At 62.9% G+C, this 14,945-nt stretch carries 15 protein-coding genes, 1 tRNA gene and 1 pseudogene; 7 read left to right on the plus strand and 10 right to left on the minus strand.

Annotation, left to right across the window (positions count from 1 at the left end; translation table 11 throughout):
• Positions 1–22: 22 nt before the first annotated feature.
• Together ACF8FG_RS15830 and ACF8FG_RS15835 are read right to left on the minus strand one after the other, a co-directional pair.
• On the minus strand, positions 23–826 hold the full coding sequence (locus ACF8FG_RS15830; RefSeq protein ID WP_014591785.1) for an MOSC domain-containing protein: 804 nt from the start codon (positions 824–826) through the stop codon (positions 23–25).
• Positions 827–881: 55 nt separating this feature from the next.
• Positions 882–1,817 (minus strand): chemotaxis protein CheV, encoded by a 936-nt coding sequence (locus tag ACF8FG_RS15835; RefSeq protein WP_014591786.1) that lies wholly within the window; start codon positions 1,815–1,817, stop codon positions 882–884.
• A 351-nt stretch (positions 1,818–2,168) separates the two neighbouring features.
• Between ACF8FG_RS15835 and ACF8FG_RS15840 the strand changes: the two genes are divergently transcribed.
• The 3 genes from ACF8FG_RS15840 to ACF8FG_RS15850 all read left to right on the plus strand — a co-directional run bounded on the left by ACF8FG_RS15840 (position 2,169) and on the right by ACF8FG_RS15850 (position 4,590).
• Positions 2,169–2,678, plus strand: coding sequence for a hypothetical protein (locus tag ACF8FG_RS15840; protein ID WP_026031879.1), 510 nt, complete (start codon positions 2,169–2,171; stop codon positions 2,676–2,678).
• Between the two features lie 366 nt (positions 2,679–3,044).
• Entirely contained in the window at positions 3,045–3,941 is an 897-nt protein-coding gene (locus ACF8FG_RS15845) for a sensor histidine kinase (protein ID WP_014591788.1), read from the plus strand.
• Positions 3,931–4,590, plus strand: coding sequence for a response regulator transcription factor (locus ACF8FG_RS15850; protein WP_076403439.1), 660 nt, complete (start codon positions 3,931–3,933; stop codon positions 4,588–4,590). The genes ACF8FG_RS15845 and ACF8FG_RS15850 overlap by 11 nt, the downstream gene beginning before the upstream one ends.
• Here the strand turns inward: ACF8FG_RS15850 and yegS are convergent.
• Positions 4,574–5,461 carry a lipid kinase YegS gene (gene yegS / locus ACF8FG_RS15855; protein ID WP_053868121.1) on the minus strand — a complete coding sequence of 296 codons (888 nt, stop codon included), beginning with the start codon at positions 5,459–5,461 and terminating at the stop codon, positions 4,574–4,576. The two genes, ACF8FG_RS15850 and yegS, sit on opposite strands and share 17 nt — an antisense overlap.
• Positions 5,462–5,717: 256 nt before the next feature.
• Here yegS and ACF8FG_RS15860 point away from each other — a divergent pair, with 256 nt between their 5' ends.
• Positions 5,718–6,965 (plus strand): glycosyltransferase family 4 protein, encoded by a 1,248-nt coding sequence (locus ACF8FG_RS15860; RefSeq protein ID WP_019437643.1) that lies wholly within the window; start codon positions 5,718–5,720, stop codon positions 6,963–6,965.
• Here the strand turns inward: ACF8FG_RS15860 and glp are convergent.
• Together glp and moaB are read right to left on the minus strand one after the other, a co-directional pair.
• A complete protein-coding gene (glp, locus tag ACF8FG_RS15865) occupies positions 6,954–8,180 on the minus strand; it encodes a gephyrin-like molybdotransferase Glp (protein ID WP_076403443.1) in 1,227 nt (408 codons plus the stop codon). The two genes, ACF8FG_RS15860 and glp, sit on opposite strands and share 12 nt — an antisense overlap.
• On the minus strand, positions 8,164–8,703 hold the full coding sequence (gene moaB / locus ACF8FG_RS15870; protein WP_014591793.1) for a molybdenum cofactor biosynthesis protein B: 540 nt from the start codon (positions 8,701–8,703) through the stop codon (positions 8,164–8,166). Before moaB ends, glp begins: the two co-directional genes overlap by 17 nt.
• A 187-nt stretch (positions 8,704–8,890) precedes the next feature.
• On the opposite strand from moaB, the gene ACF8FG_RS15875 reads away from it, so the two are divergent.
• Both ACF8FG_RS15875 and ACF8FG_RS15880 read left to right on the plus strand, forming a co-directional pair.
• Positions 8,891–9,112, plus strand: a complete 222-nt coding sequence (locus ACF8FG_RS15875; protein ID WP_003248738.1) for a YgdI/YgdR family lipoprotein — start codon at positions 8,891–8,893, stop codon at positions 9,110–9,112.
• A gap of 80 nt (positions 9,113–9,192) precedes the next feature.
• A tRNA-Pro gene (locus ACF8FG_RS15880) sits at positions 9,193–9,269 on the plus strand.
• A gap of 107 nt (positions 9,270–9,376) precedes the next feature.
• On the opposite strand, the gene ACF8FG_RS15885 is transcribed toward ACF8FG_RS15880, so the two are convergent.
• The 3 genes and pseudogenes from ACF8FG_RS15885 to ACF8FG_RS15895 all read right to left on the minus strand — a co-directional run bounded on the left by ACF8FG_RS15885 (position 9,377) and on the right by ACF8FG_RS15895 (position 12,928).
• Positions 9,377–10,144: a methyl-accepting chemotaxis protein gene (locus ACF8FG_RS15885; protein ID WP_392518956.1), complete on the minus strand. Its 768-nt coding sequence runs from the start codon at positions 10,142–10,144 to the stop codon at positions 9,377–9,379.
• Between the two features lie 117 nt (positions 10,145–10,261).
• Positions 10,262–11,044: pseudogene (locus ACF8FG_RS15890) on the minus strand (methyl-accepting chemotaxis protein); the annotation flags it as partial.
• A 120-nt stretch (positions 11,045–11,164) separates the two neighbouring features.
• Positions 11,165–12,928, minus strand: coding sequence for an ABC transporter transmembrane domain-containing protein (locus ACF8FG_RS15895; RefSeq protein WP_318078975.1), 1,764 nt, complete (start codon positions 12,926–12,928; stop codon positions 11,165–11,167).
• 210 nt (positions 12,929–13,138) lie between these two features.
• Here ACF8FG_RS15895 and ACF8FG_RS15900 point away from each other — a divergent pair, with 210 nt between their 5' ends.
• Positions 13,139–13,312 carry a PA1571 family protein gene (locus tag ACF8FG_RS15900; protein WP_014591796.1) on the plus strand — a complete coding sequence of 58 codons (174 nt, stop codon included), beginning with the start codon at positions 13,139–13,141 and terminating at the stop codon, positions 13,310–13,312.
• Positions 13,313–13,426: 114 nt separating this feature from the next.
• Here ACF8FG_RS15900 and pdxB read toward each other — a convergent pair whose 3' ends face one another.
• Both pdxB and tusA read right to left on the minus strand, forming a co-directional pair.
• On the minus strand, positions 13,427–14,569 hold the full coding sequence (pdxB, locus tag ACF8FG_RS15905; RefSeq protein ID WP_014591797.1) for a 4-phosphoerythronate dehydrogenase PdxB: 1,143 nt from the start codon (positions 14,567–14,569) through the stop codon (positions 13,427–13,429).
• Positions 14,570–14,629: 60 nt separating this feature from the next.
• The gene (gene tusA, locus ACF8FG_RS15910) at positions 14,630–14,872 is read right to left on the minus strand and encodes a sulfurtransferase TusA (RefSeq protein ID WP_003248727.1); all 243 of its coding nucleotides are present in this window, start codon (positions 14,870–14,872) and stop codon (positions 14,630–14,632) included.
• Positions 14,873–14,945: the final 73 nt, after the last annotated feature.

Genomic DNA, 14,945 nt, shown 5'->3' on the forward strand with positions numbered 1-14,945 from the left:
GAGGCCGGCACAGGCAACACACCTATTCCAGGATTTCTACTTCCATCCCCACCTCCAGCCACCCACTGCCATCCACAGCCAGGTTCTGGCCGAACAGCACGTCGCCTTCTTTTTCGCGGAAAGTCTTCAACGTAACCATCGGCTCACGGTCAGCGCTGCGCTCCCCGGTGGCTGGATCGATGGTCGTGAAGATGCACCGCACACTGGGCTTGAGCACGCGAAACACCAAGCTGCCGATGCGAATCCGCTTCCAGCCATCCTCGGCAAACGGCTCCGCGCCCTGCACCACCAGGTTGGGCCGAAAGCGCCGCATCGACATGGGGCGGCCAATACGCCGGTTAAGCTCATCCAGCGAGCCCTGCCCAATCAGCAGCAAGGGGAAACCATCCGGAAACGCCGCACGGTCACTGTTGAAGCCGTATCCATTGGGCAGGTAACGCGCACGCTGCTCCGGGCAATGTACCAGGCGTACGGCTTTGCCCAGCAACTCACTCAACCAGGCCGCCGCGGCATCGCCAGCGTCCGGCACACGCAGGGTATCGCGCCAGATCGTCACGCCGCGCAGGGCGTCATCGGCAGGCGGCACTGGCACCCGCAACGGCGCCTGTCCAGGGGCTTGCAGCAGCAAATGGCCGCTGTCGTCATCGCTCGCGTCGATCTGGCCAAGTTGTGGCCAGGCACGCTGGGTCAGGAAGCGTCCGTTTTCTTCCTCGACCACCATCCAGCGCCGGTCGCCTTGCAACCCCAGCAACCCCACCGGTGATGCCTTCAGGCTTTGCGCCTGCCCCGACTTCACCGGGTATCGATACAACTCACTGAGAAACATCCCTGCTGCCTCGCTTCATGCCAAAAGCCAAGCTTATACCTGGCCGGCACAACGTTCACGCAGCGGTGGTATCCAGCAGCAGGCGCTGCTTGACCACATCGACCAGGCGATCAGGCTGGAACTTGGAAAGGAAGTTGTCACAGCCCACCTTCTTCACCATGGATTCGTTGAAACTGCCCGACAGCGAAGTGTGCAGCACCACATAGAGCTGGCGCAGACGGGCATCGCTGCGGATCTCGGTGGTAAGCCGATAGCCGTCCATCTCCGGCATTTCTGCATCGGTGAACACCATCAGCAGCTTTTCGCACACGTCCTCGCCGGCGTCGGCCCAAGCCTTGAGCATGCGCAGCGCCTTCAGGCCATCACTGGCCACATGCAGCTTCATGCCCAGCTGGGACAGGGTATCGCGCAATTGCGCCAAGGCCACACTGGAGTCGTCCACCAGCAGCACTTCGCGGCCGCGGGCGCGGGCCAGCACTGGGTCGGCGAGCTTGTCGCCAGAGACCCGGGCGTTGTAGGGCACGATCTCGGCCAGCACCTTTTCCACGTCGATCACCTCCACCAGCTTCTCATCGACCTTGGTGATGGCAGTCAGGTAGTGCTGGCGACCGGCACTGGAAGGCGGCGGCATGATCGACTCCCAGTTCATGTTGACGATGCGGTCGACACCGCCCACCAGGAAGGCCTGCACCGAGCGGTTGTATTCGGTGACGATGATGGTGCTGTCCGGCCCCGGCTGTAGCGGGCGCATACCGATCGCCTGGGACAGGTCGATCACCGGCAGGGTCTGCCCACGCAGGTTGACCACACCGCAGACATAGGCGTGGCGCTGGGGCATCAGGGTCAGCTTGGGCAGTTGCAGTACTTCCTGCACCTTGAACACGTTGATCGCGAACAGCTGGCGACCGGCCAGGCGAAACATCAGAATTTCCAGGCGGTTCTCACCCACCAGTTGTGTGCGTTGGTCTACCGTGTCGAGAATGCCAGCCATTGGAAAGCCCCCAGGCTTGAGTCGTAAAAGGTGAAGTCATCTACCCTGTATCGGCGGCTTCACGCACACCTTGACCCTTGCAGGAAAATGCCGCGCGGATAATTGATATCACTTTACCATCATGCTTTACTGCCGACACGCCGGGGCAAATCAGGGGCACGACAAAAGTTCCCTACCCTAGCCGTTGATCAGGGAAACCCTTAGCAGCAATCGGGTGCAACCTGATGTTCGCGATATCCTTTAGCCATTAATGTGACGCCATTCTCATTGCATGAATGGAGTCAGGCTTTTGCTAGCTATCGTTTCGGCGTGCCCGCCCCCTGCGCCTACCCCACGCGCGGGGATATGATGATGGACACTGCCTTATCGTTCGATGACGCCCTGCAGGGCTTTCTGCTGGATGCCCAGGTACTGCTGACCCAGGCCCAGGAATGCCTGCAGCATCTGGAGCTTATAGACAATGACCCGGATGCCTGCAGTTGCCTGAACAACACCCTCGACACTATCGCCCGTCAAGCTACGCGCCTGGGCCTGCGTGAAGTTGCCCACTACACCACCGCCCTGCAACAGTTGCTCGCCCCGGCCTGTCACGGTGGCTGCCTGCAGCGTGAAGCCCTACCCGCGATAGGGGCGTGCCTGACCTTGCTGGCCTGGCAGTTGGAGCTGGTCGATAGCCGTACAGGGCGGCTGAACCTGGACATCGGCGAGCAACTGGTGCTGCTGGGTGAATTGGCCAAGGTCGTACAACCCCCCTTTGCGCCAGCCTGTGCGTCCTGCGATGAAGAAGGCAACGCGTGTATTCACCCGCACAGTGACGCGGCAACCGGCACTCTCCCCAACCGCTCTAACCGCATGCATTAACCTGACGCAAAGTGCAACTAAGCAACTTTATTGAAACCCGACCATGGTCGAACTTTGAAAGTTCACCAGGCTTTCGGTGCATGCCGTTGAATCATTGCCGCGCTAGTTACAGCACAAGTGGGTACAGCGCGATTAAAGGGTGGCACTTTGCTACCCGAAAGCGCCCGACCAGTAGGCGTTTCAACGCGTTACCCGGCCGCGACCGATGCAATGCAAAGTGGTAATATGCGCCCCCACAAACGCTTGCGACCGGAACAACGGTGGCAAGAATACGTGTTCAAAAAAACAACGAAAGTACTGCGCCAAAGCCTCTGAGCAGCATTGTGCAAGGCCTCCATCAGCAATACTTCAGTGGCCTCCCTACCTATGTTTCCACGCTTGAAGACTTCTTTGCATTGCTGCTCCCGCGCCGCCGTGCTGCGCTGGGCAACAGTCGGGCTGTGCGTGGCCTCACTGGTTGCCAACATGGCGCTGTACCTGGCCAACCAGACAATCCCGGCCAGCCTGCTGGTGCTGCAGTTGGTCGCCACGCTGGGGGCTGTTGTACAACTGGGCCTGGGCGCCAGATCGATCCACCTGCGCCCCGCCGAGCTGGCCGAGCGCATGCTCAAGGTGCAAGAAGACGAGCGCCAGCATCTGGGCCGGGAACTGCACGACGACATCGGTCAACTGCTCACCGCTGCCAAGCTGCAACTGCAGTGGCTGCAACGGCGCATGCCCGACGAGTTGCAGGGGCACTGCGACGCCCTGCGCAGCACGCTGGATGACACCCTCGGTAACGTGCGCGATGTTTCCGCGCTGCTCAACCCCCGGCAGTTGGCCAGCCTTGGCCTGGAAGCCAGCCTGCGCGCACACCTGGTACGCACCCTGGCCAGCAGCGGCGTGCACTGGAGCCTGGCGTGCAACCAGCGCCTGGGCGGCATCGACGAAGCCGTGGCCATGGCAGTGTTCCGTATTACCCAGGAGGCAGTGACCAACATGCTGCGCCACGCCCAGGCACACAACTTGGTCATCCGCCTGCAACGCACCCCTGAGGGGCTGGCGCTGTCGATCCACGACGATGGTCGTGGTTTCGCCCCTGCCCGGCACCCGGCCGAGGCCGGTCAGCGCGGCCTGGCCGGCATGCAGGAGCGGGTAATCGCGCTGCAGGGCAGCCTCGAGATCACCAGTCAGCCTGGCCGAGGCACGCAGATCGAAGCGATGTTCCCGTGGTCCCCGCGCACCCAGCAACGCGCCAGGAGTATTATCAACCATGACCTGTAGACTACTGCTGGTAGATGACCACTCGCTGATCCGCGCCGGGGTGCGCGCACTGGTCTGCGACATCCCCGGCTATGACGTGGTCGGCGAAGCCGACGACGGCAACCAGCTACTGGACCAGGTGCGCACACTGGCGCCCGACATCATCTTGCTGGACATCTCCATGCGTTCGACCAGTGGCCTGGACGCCCTCACCCAACTGCGTGCCAGCGGCAGTACCTGCAAGGTGCTGATCCTGTCCATGCACACCGACCCGGACCTGATCATGCGGGCCCTGGAAGGCGGCGCCCACGGCTACCTGCTCAAGGATACCAGCGCCAACGAGCTGGAACAGGCGCTGGGTGCCGTCCGCCACGGTGAGCGCTACCTCAGCCCGGCCATCGCCCACACCGTCATCAACCAGGCGCTGCGGCACACCCAACAAGGCAAGCCAAGCGCTGGCGAACGGCATAATCTGACTTCACGGCAACTTGAGATCCTGCGCCTGATCGTGCGCGGCAAGTCCACCCGGGAGATCGCTGGGGGCCTGGGCCTGTCCATCAAGACCGTGGAAACTCACCGCTCGCAAATCATGAAGCGCCTGCAGATTCACGACGTGGCCGGCCTGGTGCTGTTCGCCGTACGCGAAAAAATCATCAGCCTGGATGACTGAGCAACGGCGACCCGGCCGGCAGGTGCAGGTGCAACGCCGCCGGCCTTGCCTGAAAGCGCAGGCTGGCAGCCTGCAACGGCTCGCCATCGAGATTGATGTCCAACCCTTGCGAACTCTTGATCTCGACCCATGGCAGCCTGGCCCGAACGAACAGGCCGTCACCACCCAACAGGTCCCGCAGAGCCCCCACCACTTCCTGTGGGGCAGGCAGAATAGCGACGTCAAGCAAACCGTCGTTGACCATGGCTTCGGGGCACAGCACCTGCCCTCCCCCAGCCTGTCGGCCATTGCCGATACCCAGCGCCAGCAAATCCCCTTGCCAATGGAAGCCCGGCCCCTGTAGCTCCACCGAAGCCGCCTGTAGCTCACTGAAGCGGGACAACCCGGTGAACAGGTAAGCCGCAGCGCCCAGCACTTTCTTGAGGTCTTCGGAGGTATTGGCAGTGACCTGGCTGCCAAAGCCACCCGTGGCCATGTTGAGGAACAGCTGATCGCCAGCCTGCCCCAGGTCTATCGGTTGTGGCGCGACATTCAGCAAGGCCAGCGCCGGTGCCGGCTCCAAGGGGATGCCAGCGGCTTTGGCAAAATCGTTGGCCGTCCCCAAGGGCAACAAGGCCAGGCTGGCTTGAGCAGCAGCCAGGCCCATTGCCTCAGCCACATCACGCAACGTGCCGTCCCCGCCACCGGCGACGATATGGCTGTAGCCCGCTGCCAGTGCCTCGGCGACCAGCCGTTGGGCGTCGCCCGCCTCCCAGGTAACCCGTACGTCCAGCACCCAGCCACTATCGCGCAGGTCGCCCACGGCGCTGCGCACGTCTTCGTTCATCGCCTGCTTGCCGTGCAGCACCAGCATTGCCTTGCGCCCTTGCATGTATGCGTCTCCGTAAAATGGACCACCCCCTATCTCGACCACTGGCCCGCCCGGATCGTTGCATGCCCTGGAAAAAACACTGGGCCGGCGCCACGCCGGCAACTGATCGCGTCGCCGGTCATTTTTTCCACACTTGGCAATCCCGGCTATGCTCAGAAAATACCCCTATTGCCATGGACGCGCCCGGCAGTGGCTCCCCCACTGCTGCCAACGGGCGCGTTTTGCTATCTGCAGCCTTTCTTGAGGACTTCGGGTCATGCGCATTCTCTGGACACTGCCCTACCTGCCTTGGCCGACCACCAGCGGCCACAAGACCCGGCAATACCATCTGCTGCGTGCGCTGGCCCAGCGCGGTCACCGGATCACCCTGCTGGTGCAGTCGAAAATCCCTCTCAGCGATGCAGCACGCGAGGCCCTCGAGCCACTCCTCGAACGCCTAATCGTGCTACCCCGCAGGCCGCTGCACAGCCCACTCAACCTACTGGCATCCCCCATCATCGACTACCCCATGCGGGCAATCATCAATGGCCTGGCGCCTTGCCTGCGGCACCGGTTCGAGCAACTGCTGGACGAACCCTGGGACGTGATCCAGATCGAGCACAGCTACAGCTTCCAGCCGTTCGAAAAAGCCCTGCAGGCTCGCAGGCTGCCCTACATGCTTAGCGAGCACACCCTGGAGTCGGTAATGGGCGGTGCCTGCCACGATCGCCTGCCGCTGTGGCTGCGCCCGCTCAACGCCTTCGACCGCTGGCGCTACCGGCGCTGGGAACACCGTGTGCTGCGCCAGCCCACCGAACTGGTGGCTGTCAGCGCCCACGATGCCGAGCTGATCGCGCAGATCAGCGGGCGCCCGGTGAATGTGGTGGTCAACGGCGTGGACTGTGATTTTTACCAGCAGGTGCAACCTGCGCTGCACAGCCAGCGTTTGTTGTTCGTCGGCAATTTCGAATATGGCGCCAATCTGGAGGCCATCGAGTGGGCACTGGACGACATCATGCCGAAGGTGTGGATGAGCAACCCGGCGGTGCGTCTGGCGATCGCCGGGCATGCCATGCCGGCCAACTGGAAGCTTCACTGGAACGACCCACGCATTGAATGGTTCGGCTACCGCCCCGACCTGCGTGAACTGCAACGACGTTCCGCACTGTTCTTTGCCCCCCTGCGCTATGCCGGTGGCTCGAAGGTGAAAATCCTCGAAGCGATGGCCGCAGGCTTACCCGTGATCACCACCGAAAAGGGCGTTTCAGGCCTGACCGTGAATAACGGCGAGCACTACCTGGGCAGTGACGACGGTGATCAACTGGCATTGCTGATCACCCAGTTGCTCAATCAGCCCTGGCGCATGAGCCAGTTGAGCGATGCCGGGCGCCAGTTTGCCCGCCAGCGCCACGACTGGAGCGTGGCTGCCCAACAACTGGAAACTGTGCACATACGCCTGACTCAGGCGGCACCGGCCGAGGCCGCGCCGCTGGCCAGTGCCTGGCTGGGCCGCTCAGCCAAGTAGCTCGCTGAAGGGGATGAATGGCACGTTGTCGCCCTGCTTCGGCGTGCTGCCCTCACGCACTTCCACCAGCCCCTGCGCCCAGGCGGCGCTGCGCAGCACACCCGAGCTCTGGTTCTTGTAGATGCTCACCCGGCCTTGCTCGATGCGCGCGCGCAGATATTCGCGGCGCGTACCCGGCTTGGGCCAGTCAAACCCAGCCGGCATGTCGAAACGCAACGGCGTAACGTCAATCACACCCTGACGACGCAGCAGGTAGGGCCTGGTCAGCAGACCGAAGGTGACCAAGGTCGAGGCGGGGTTGCCCGGCAAGCCAATCACCGGCACGCCCTGGAAGTGGCCGAAGGTCAGCGGCTTGCCCGGTTTGATCGCCAGCTTCCACAACGCCAGTTCGCCGGCCTCGCGCAGGGCAGCACCGAGGTAGTCGGCCTCGCCCACCGAGACACCTCCGGTGGACAGAATCAGGTCTACACCACCCAGTTCAGCCAGGCAGGTGCGAGTGCGCGCCAGGTCATCCGGCAGGATGCCGGCATCGACCACTTCGCAACCCAGCCGCTGCAACCAGCTGACCAGCAGCCTGCGGTTGCTGTTGTAGATCTGCCCGGGCCCAAGCGGCAGGCCTGGCTCGACCAGTTCGTCGCCGGTCGACAGCACCGCCACTTTCACCTTGCGCACCACGTCCAGACGGCCATGCCCCAAGGTCGCCGCCAGGCCCAGTTCGATCGGCCCAAGGCGGGTGCCGGCGCTCATCACCTGCTCGCCCTTGCGGGTTTCCTGGCCTTGAGGGCGTATGTTCTGCTCGGCGCGCAACACTTCGAGAAAGCGCACCCGGCCATCTTCGAGTACTTCGGTGTTTTCCTGCATCTCGACGCAGTCGGCTCCCTCCGGCACAGGCGCACCGGTGAATATCCGCGCGCAGGTACCCGGTTGCAGCGGCTGGGGCGCATGACCGGCGAAAATACGCTGGCTGACCGGCAGCGGCTGGCCCTGCCAGTCAGCCAGGCGCAAGGCATAGCCGTCCATGGCGCTGTTCGGCCAGGGCGGCAGGTCGAGCGAGGCCATCAGGTCGGTGGCCAGCACGCGGCCCTCGGCTTCGGCCAGCGGCAGGTTTTCGGTCTCGCGGATCGGTGCAGCTTCGGCCAGCGCCAGCAGTTGCTCCAGCGCCTGTTCCACCGGCATCAGCGGCCGGGCCTGGCTGACCTCAGCCACGGCTGTCACAGGCCGCTGCCTGCTTCAGGTGCGCCACGAAGTTGCAAGGGCGATGACGGGCATCGAGCTGCTCGGCCAGGATGCCATCCCAACCGGTACGCACAGCGTTGGTGGAGCCCGGCAGGCAGCACACCAGTGTGCCGTTTGCCAGCCCGGCCAAGGCACGCGACTGCACGGTGGAGGTGCCAATGTCGGCCACGGAAATCTGCCGGAACAGCTCACCAAAGCCGTCTACTTGCTTGTCCAGCAGGCACGCCACCGCCTCTGGGGTGCTGTCGCGACCAGTAAACCCGGTACCGCCCGTAATCAGCACCACTTGCACGTTGTCATCGGCGATCCATGTGGCGACCTGGGCCCGGATCTTGTACAGGTCATCCTTGAGCAGCACGCGCTCGGCAAGGCGGTGACCGGCGGCGCTCAGGCGGTCGACGAACATCTGGCCAGAGGTGTCGGTGTCGAAGGTACGGGTGTCGCTGACCGTGAGTACGGCGATGCTTAGCGCCACGAAGGGGGTATCTGCCTTGGCTTTCATGGGTGTCCGTCACAACAGGATGAGATGGACGCAGTTATATCACAGCGCACCTTTTCCAGCGTTGCCCCCCTAAGCCTTGCCTTGGGTCAAGGGGACAAATTAGTCGCTATGCTGCACTTGGAGTGAACTTGCACTAACGTCCTGCGTCATAAATGTCATCTAGCACCATCGCACTTGGAGAAACACGATGATCAAACGGACCCTACCCGCCTTCCTGCTTGCCTTGGGTTTGGGCGCCCTTGCTGGCTGCTCGACCCCAACCGTCATTACCCTGAACGATGGCCGGGAGATCCAGGCAACCGACAAACCGTCCTACGACGAAGACTCTGGCTTCTATGAATTCGAGCAACTCGACGGCAAGCGCACACGCCTGAACAAGGACCAGATCCGCACCGTCAAAGAGCTCTGATCAAGGCCCCGTTCAGGCTATGGCCCTTTAAACAACAAGGGCTTGCGAGCAAAAACGGGATGCAGTAGGATTTTGTTCATCGGAGTGTAGCGCAGCCAGGTAGCGCGTCTCGTTCGGGACGAGAAGGCCGCAGGTTCGAATCCTGTCTCTCCGACCAAATCCTTGTCAGAAAGCCCGCCATGTGCGGGCTTTTTGTTGTGTGCGAAAAATACGTCAGTGCGCGGTTTCAGCCTATATGGGCACCTGCAACCCCTGCAGATCCAGTCAGGCACTCAGGCGGGAGGTGACTTCGCCCAACTGCCCTGACAAACCATGCAGGCGCTGCCCCGCCTGCTCGGTATGCTGCACCGCTTCCTGGTTGGCCGTGGCAATTCGGGTGATTTCGATCAGGTTGCGCGAGATATCTTCAGCCACACTGGTCTGCTCCTCGGCCGCTGTGGCGATCTGCCGGTTCATGTCGCGGATCGCCTCCACCGCCTGGGTGATACGTTGCAGCATCTGGCCGGCCTGCTCGACCTGCTCAGCCCCTTCCCGGCTACGTTGCTGGCCACTTTCGATGGCCTTGACCGCCTCCACAGCCCCCGACTGTACCGCCTCGATGATCTGGTGAATTTCTGCAATCGACGCTGCCGTGCGCTGGGCCAGGCTACGCACTTCATCGGCGACCACCGCAAAACCACGCCCGGCTTCGCCAGCACGGGCTGCTTCGATGGCCGCGTTAAGCGCCAGCAGGTTGGTCTGTTCAGCAATGCCGCGGATCACTTCCAGCACTTTGCCTATCCGTGTGCTGTCATGCTCCAGATCGCGAATTACCGTTGCCGTGCCGGCGATTTCGCGGTTGACCAGCCCGATGATGTCGATGGTCTGCTGCATCACCTGCTCGCCGGCCTGGGCGCTGTGGTCGGCGTCATCGGCCGCGCGGGCAGCCTCGGCGGCGTGGCGAGCGACCTCTTGGGCAGTGGCGGACATTTCGTGCATGGCCGTGGCCACCTGGTCGGTACGCTGGAACTGGTCATGAGTACCGCGGGCCATATCACCGGCAATACTGCGCAACTGGCCGCTGGCACCTTCCAGCTCCTGAGCGTTGTCCTGCAGCCGGCCGACGGTATCGGCAAGGAAGTCACGCAGGGTGTTGGCCGCTCGCGCCAGGCGCCCCAGCTCATCCTCCCGACGGCTGTCGACCCGGGCAGCAAAGCAGCCCTGGCTGAGCTGCGCGACGTACTCGATCAACTGGCGGATCGGCTCGATCAAGCTTCGGTTGACCAGCCACAGGCTGAGCAGCCCCACCAGCCCCGCAGAAGCCAGCATCACCACCAGGCCCAACCATACCGTGCGCTCGGCACTGGCATTGATACTGGCTGCACGCTGGCGAGCATCGGCGCGCAGTTGCTCGACCAGTTCGCTCATCTGCTCACTGGCGGCACGATCCACGCCTTTGACCGCCCGGTCGCCCGCTACCGGGTCGCCGCCTGCCGCAAGGAAGGCCTGGCGGCCTTGCGCATAGGCCTGGCCCAACTGGCGGTGGCTGTCGCGCAATTGCTGCAGCGACACCTTGAGCCTGGCATCGCTGTTGTCGATCAATTGCCCGAGCAGTTGCTGTACTTGCTGTTCGCGGGCCTGGAACTGCTGCCAGTACTTGTCCATCTCCGCAGGCTGGCGCCCGCGCAGCAGCACGTTCTTCCATTCCTGCACCTGGATCTTGAACTGCAGGTTGGCTTCGTCAATCAATTGCGAGGCCCGCAGCGGCCCGTCGACCAGCTCGGCGTAGCCACGCACGCTGGACGACAGGAACTGGAAACACACCAGGGCGATCAGCAGCATCGCCAGCACACTGCCGCCGAGCAGCGAGAGAATTTGCACTCTGAGGGATTTACGCAACATCGAGGGTCTCGGAACCAGAGGGAGTAGGCTGAGGCCGCTGTACAGCCTCATTACTGGCAGGCCAAAAAAAAGCTGCCATTACGCAATGGCAGCCAGGTCGAGCACTTACGCAACAGTTGAGGCAAATCTTCTCAGGCAATTACTACAGAAATGTTACAAAGCCACGACACGCTAGCCCGTGGTGAACTGCAGCGCTGCCAGCCGCGCATACAGCGGGCTGTCCTCGATCAACTGACGGTGGGTGCCGACCGCCACCAGCCGGCCTTGGTCGATGACCGCGATGCGCTCGGCATGCTGCACCGTGGCCAGGCGATGGGCGATCACCAGCGTGGTACGGCCGGCCATCAGGCTGGGTAGCGCTTGCTGGATCAAGTATTCGCTTTGTGCATCAAGGGCACTGGTGGCTTCGTCGAGCAACAGGATCGGCGCATCGACCAGCAAGGCCCGGGCAATCGCCAGGCGCTGGCGTTGCCCGCCAGAAAGGCCGATGCCGCCCTCCCCCAGTTGTGTCTGGTAGCCTTGGGGCAGTTGCCGGATGAATTCGTCGGCATGGGCGCCGCGGGCTGCTGCTTCGACTTCGGCCAAGGTCGCCTCGGGCCGGCCATAACGAATGTTGGCCTCCACTGTGCCACGGAACAGCGAGGGGTTTTGTGCCACCAAAGCGAACTGCCGGCGTAGCTGGTCGGGATCAAATTCGGTAACCGGCTGGCCATCGAGCAGGATGCGCCCTTGCTGTGGGTCGTAAAAGCGCAGCAACAAATCGAACAGGGTCGACTTGCCTGCCCCGGAAGGGCCAACCAGGGCGACGGTCTGCCCGGGCTCGATGGTCAGGCTCAGGCCGTCGACAGCTGCCACCGTGGGCCGTGAGGGGTAAGCGAACACCACCTGCTGCAGTTCGATTCGCCCGCTGGCCCGCTGCTGTGGCAGCAGCTGCGCCTCGGCGGGCGGCAGGATGGCACTTCGCGCTGCCAACAGTTCGGCAATGCGCTCAGCGGCACCCGCGGCCCGTTGCAGTTCGCCGATCACCTCACTGAGGGTACCGAAGGCGCTGCCGACGATCAGACTGTAGAACACGAATGCAGCCAGCTCGCCTGCGGATATACGCCCGGCGATCACATCCATGCCGCCGACCCACAGCATCACCCCCACCGCCCCCAACACCAGAACGATCACCAGGGTAATCAGCCAGGCACGCTGTGTAATCCGCTTGCGGGCAACAGTAAACGCTGCTTCGACCGTATCGGCGAACAGTTCGCGGTCGTGCGCCTGGTGGTTGTAGGCCTGCACGGTCTTGATCTGCCCCAGCGTCTCAGCCACGTAGCTGCCCACATCGGCGACCCTGTCCTGGCTCTGCCGCGACAGGCTGCGCACACGACGGCCGAACAACAGGATCGGTGCCAACACCAGCGGCAGCGTTACCACCACGATGCTGGTGAGCTTGGGGTTGGTGATGAACAGCAATACCACACCGCCAATGACCATCAGCGCATTGCGCAGGAACATCGACAGCGATGAACCGATCACTGATTGCAGCAAGGTGGTGTCCGCAGTCAGCCGAGACTGGATCTCGGAGCTGCGGTTGTCCTCGAAAAAACCTGGGTGCAGGCCGATCAGGTGATTGAAGACAGCACGACGGATATCGGCCACACAACGCTCGCCAATCCACGACACCAGATAGAAACGGCTGAAGGTACCCACCGCCAGCGCCAGCACCAGCAGCAGGAACAGCCCGATGGTTTGATTGAGCTGGTGCGCGGAGCGGGTCATGAAGCCTTGATCCACCAGCAGGCGGATACCTTGGCCCATCGACAGGGTGATGGCAGCGGTGACCACCAGCGCCAGCAATGCCAGCAGCACCTGGCGGCGATAAGGGCGAACGAACTGCCAAGCCAGGCGCAAGGCGCGGCGTTGGCGCGGGGAAACCGATTCGGGCATGACGACGACCACAAAAGGTGGGGAAGCGGCAGCCTACCACTCATCCCGGTCGGGAGACTGCATGAAGGTTGCTATAACGCATCGATCTAAACAGCTTATGGAGCTTTCACAGGGTTTCTGCTGGACTGTTGCTGCCGTGACCCGGAAGCTGTCACAGGCCAGTCACGGCGCAGGGCTACCCTGAGCTTGAACCTGAAGAGGAGACAGTGCATGAGCTTGCAGCATGGCAGTGATAACCAGAAGCCCCAGACCTCCCCGCAACAGCAAGTATGCGGTTCGATCATCGACGCCAAGGGGCGCGAAGTGCCGATCACCGAGCAGATGATCCAGCAGGCCTGCAAGGCCCTGGAAGAAAGCCGTGTCGAGCGCGTACGCAAAGGTTGATCGGCGAATTCTTTGCAACCCGGCGCTTGCGCCGGGTTTTTATCTGCCCAGCCAGTGGGCTTGGCCGCCCCAACGGGCAACCGCACCTACCTGCAAGATCAAGACAAGGCTTGCTTAGACCAACACCCCACCCAAGGCACTGACCAACTGTGCCAACTGCGGCGCCTCCCCGTGCAAGCGCACTGCCAGCCCCTCGATCTCGCGCCTAGGTGGGTATTGCTTGCGCAACTGGTCGAACGCCGCTCGCTGTTGCTGCGGATCATCGCTCAGGCTACGGCGGAAATCGGCATCATCACGGCGCGGGTCATACACGGCGCGACACAGGGTGGCCATGGCCCATGACAGGTCGGTGCTGGCATCCAGCTCGATCTGCGCCAGCGGTGGTTTGGGCAGCAGCTCGGCCAGTCGCACCTGCTCGTTCACACCGAGGAAGCGGCAAAGCGCTTGGTAGATCTGCGCCGTGCCACGTTGGCGGCCATCGAGGCTATAGCCGGCAATGTGCGGCGTAGCGAGGGTGCACAGGTCGGCCAACGTCAGGTCGACCTGCGGCTCCCCTTCCCACACATCCAGCACCGCGTGCACGTCTTCACGGTCCAGCAGCAGCTCGCGCAGGGCCACGTTGTCCACTACCGGGCCACGGCTGGCGTTTAACAGCCAGGCGCCCGGGCGCAACTGTGCCAGCTGCGCCTGCCCCAGCAGGTGCCAGGTCGGGTGCTGGCCGCCGCGTTGCAACGGGGTATGCAAGCTGATCACATCGCACTGCTGCAGGATGGTTTCGAGGCTGACGTAGTCGCCGCCCTCGGCGGCCTGACGCAACGGGTCGCACACCAGCACCTTCCAGCCCAGGCCATGCAGCACCCGCACGAGGCGGCCACCCACTTCACCCGCGCCCACTACGCCATACACGCGTTCAGGCAATGCCACGCCATCCAGTTCGGCCAGGGTCAGCAGGCTGCCCAGCACGTAATCGACCACGCCGCGGGCATTGCAGCCAGGTGCGCTGCTCCAGCGGATGCCAGCTTCTGCAAAGTAATCCAGGTCCAGGTGATCAGTGCCGATGGTGCAAGTGCCGACAAAGCGTACACGGCTGCCTTCGAGCAGCTGACGGTCGACCTTGGTCACGGAGCGCACCAGCAGGATATCGGCATCCTTGACGCTGGCAGCATCGAGGCTTCGGCCAGGGTAGCGGCGAATTTCACCGAAACCCTGGAAGAAGGCATCGAGCAGCGGGATGTTCTCGTCGGCAACTATCAGCATGGCGCTCTCCTGTCTGGGGAGCGCAGTGTAGGCGCAACGCCGGGCGTGTTCCAGAGCGATTCAGTCGGCTTTCTTGCGGATCCAGTACAGGAAAGTGCCGGCGTCCTCTTGCTGCTGCAGCAGCTCGTGGCCGAGGAAGTTGCAGAACTTGGGGATGTCGCGGCGGGTCGACGGGTCGGTGGCGATGACCTTGAGCAGGCCGCCGGCGGCCAGGTTGCGTACGTGCTGGTGCAGCATCATCACGGGTTCCGGGCAGTTCAGGCCGGTGGCATCGAGGATGGCGTCGGGGGTGAAATCGGTCATGGGGGGCTCCGAAAATGATCGCTATTGTCGCGCATAGCGCGACGCGGTCCAAGCACGGCTTTCAAACCCAGCG

It is taken from the genome of Pseudomonas sp. YQ_6 (genome assembly GCF_043103245.1).
In the GTDB taxonomy this organism is placed as follows: domain Bacteria; phylum Pseudomonadota; class Gammaproteobacteria; order Pseudomonadales; family Pseudomonadaceae; genus Aquipseudomonas; species Aquipseudomonas alloputida.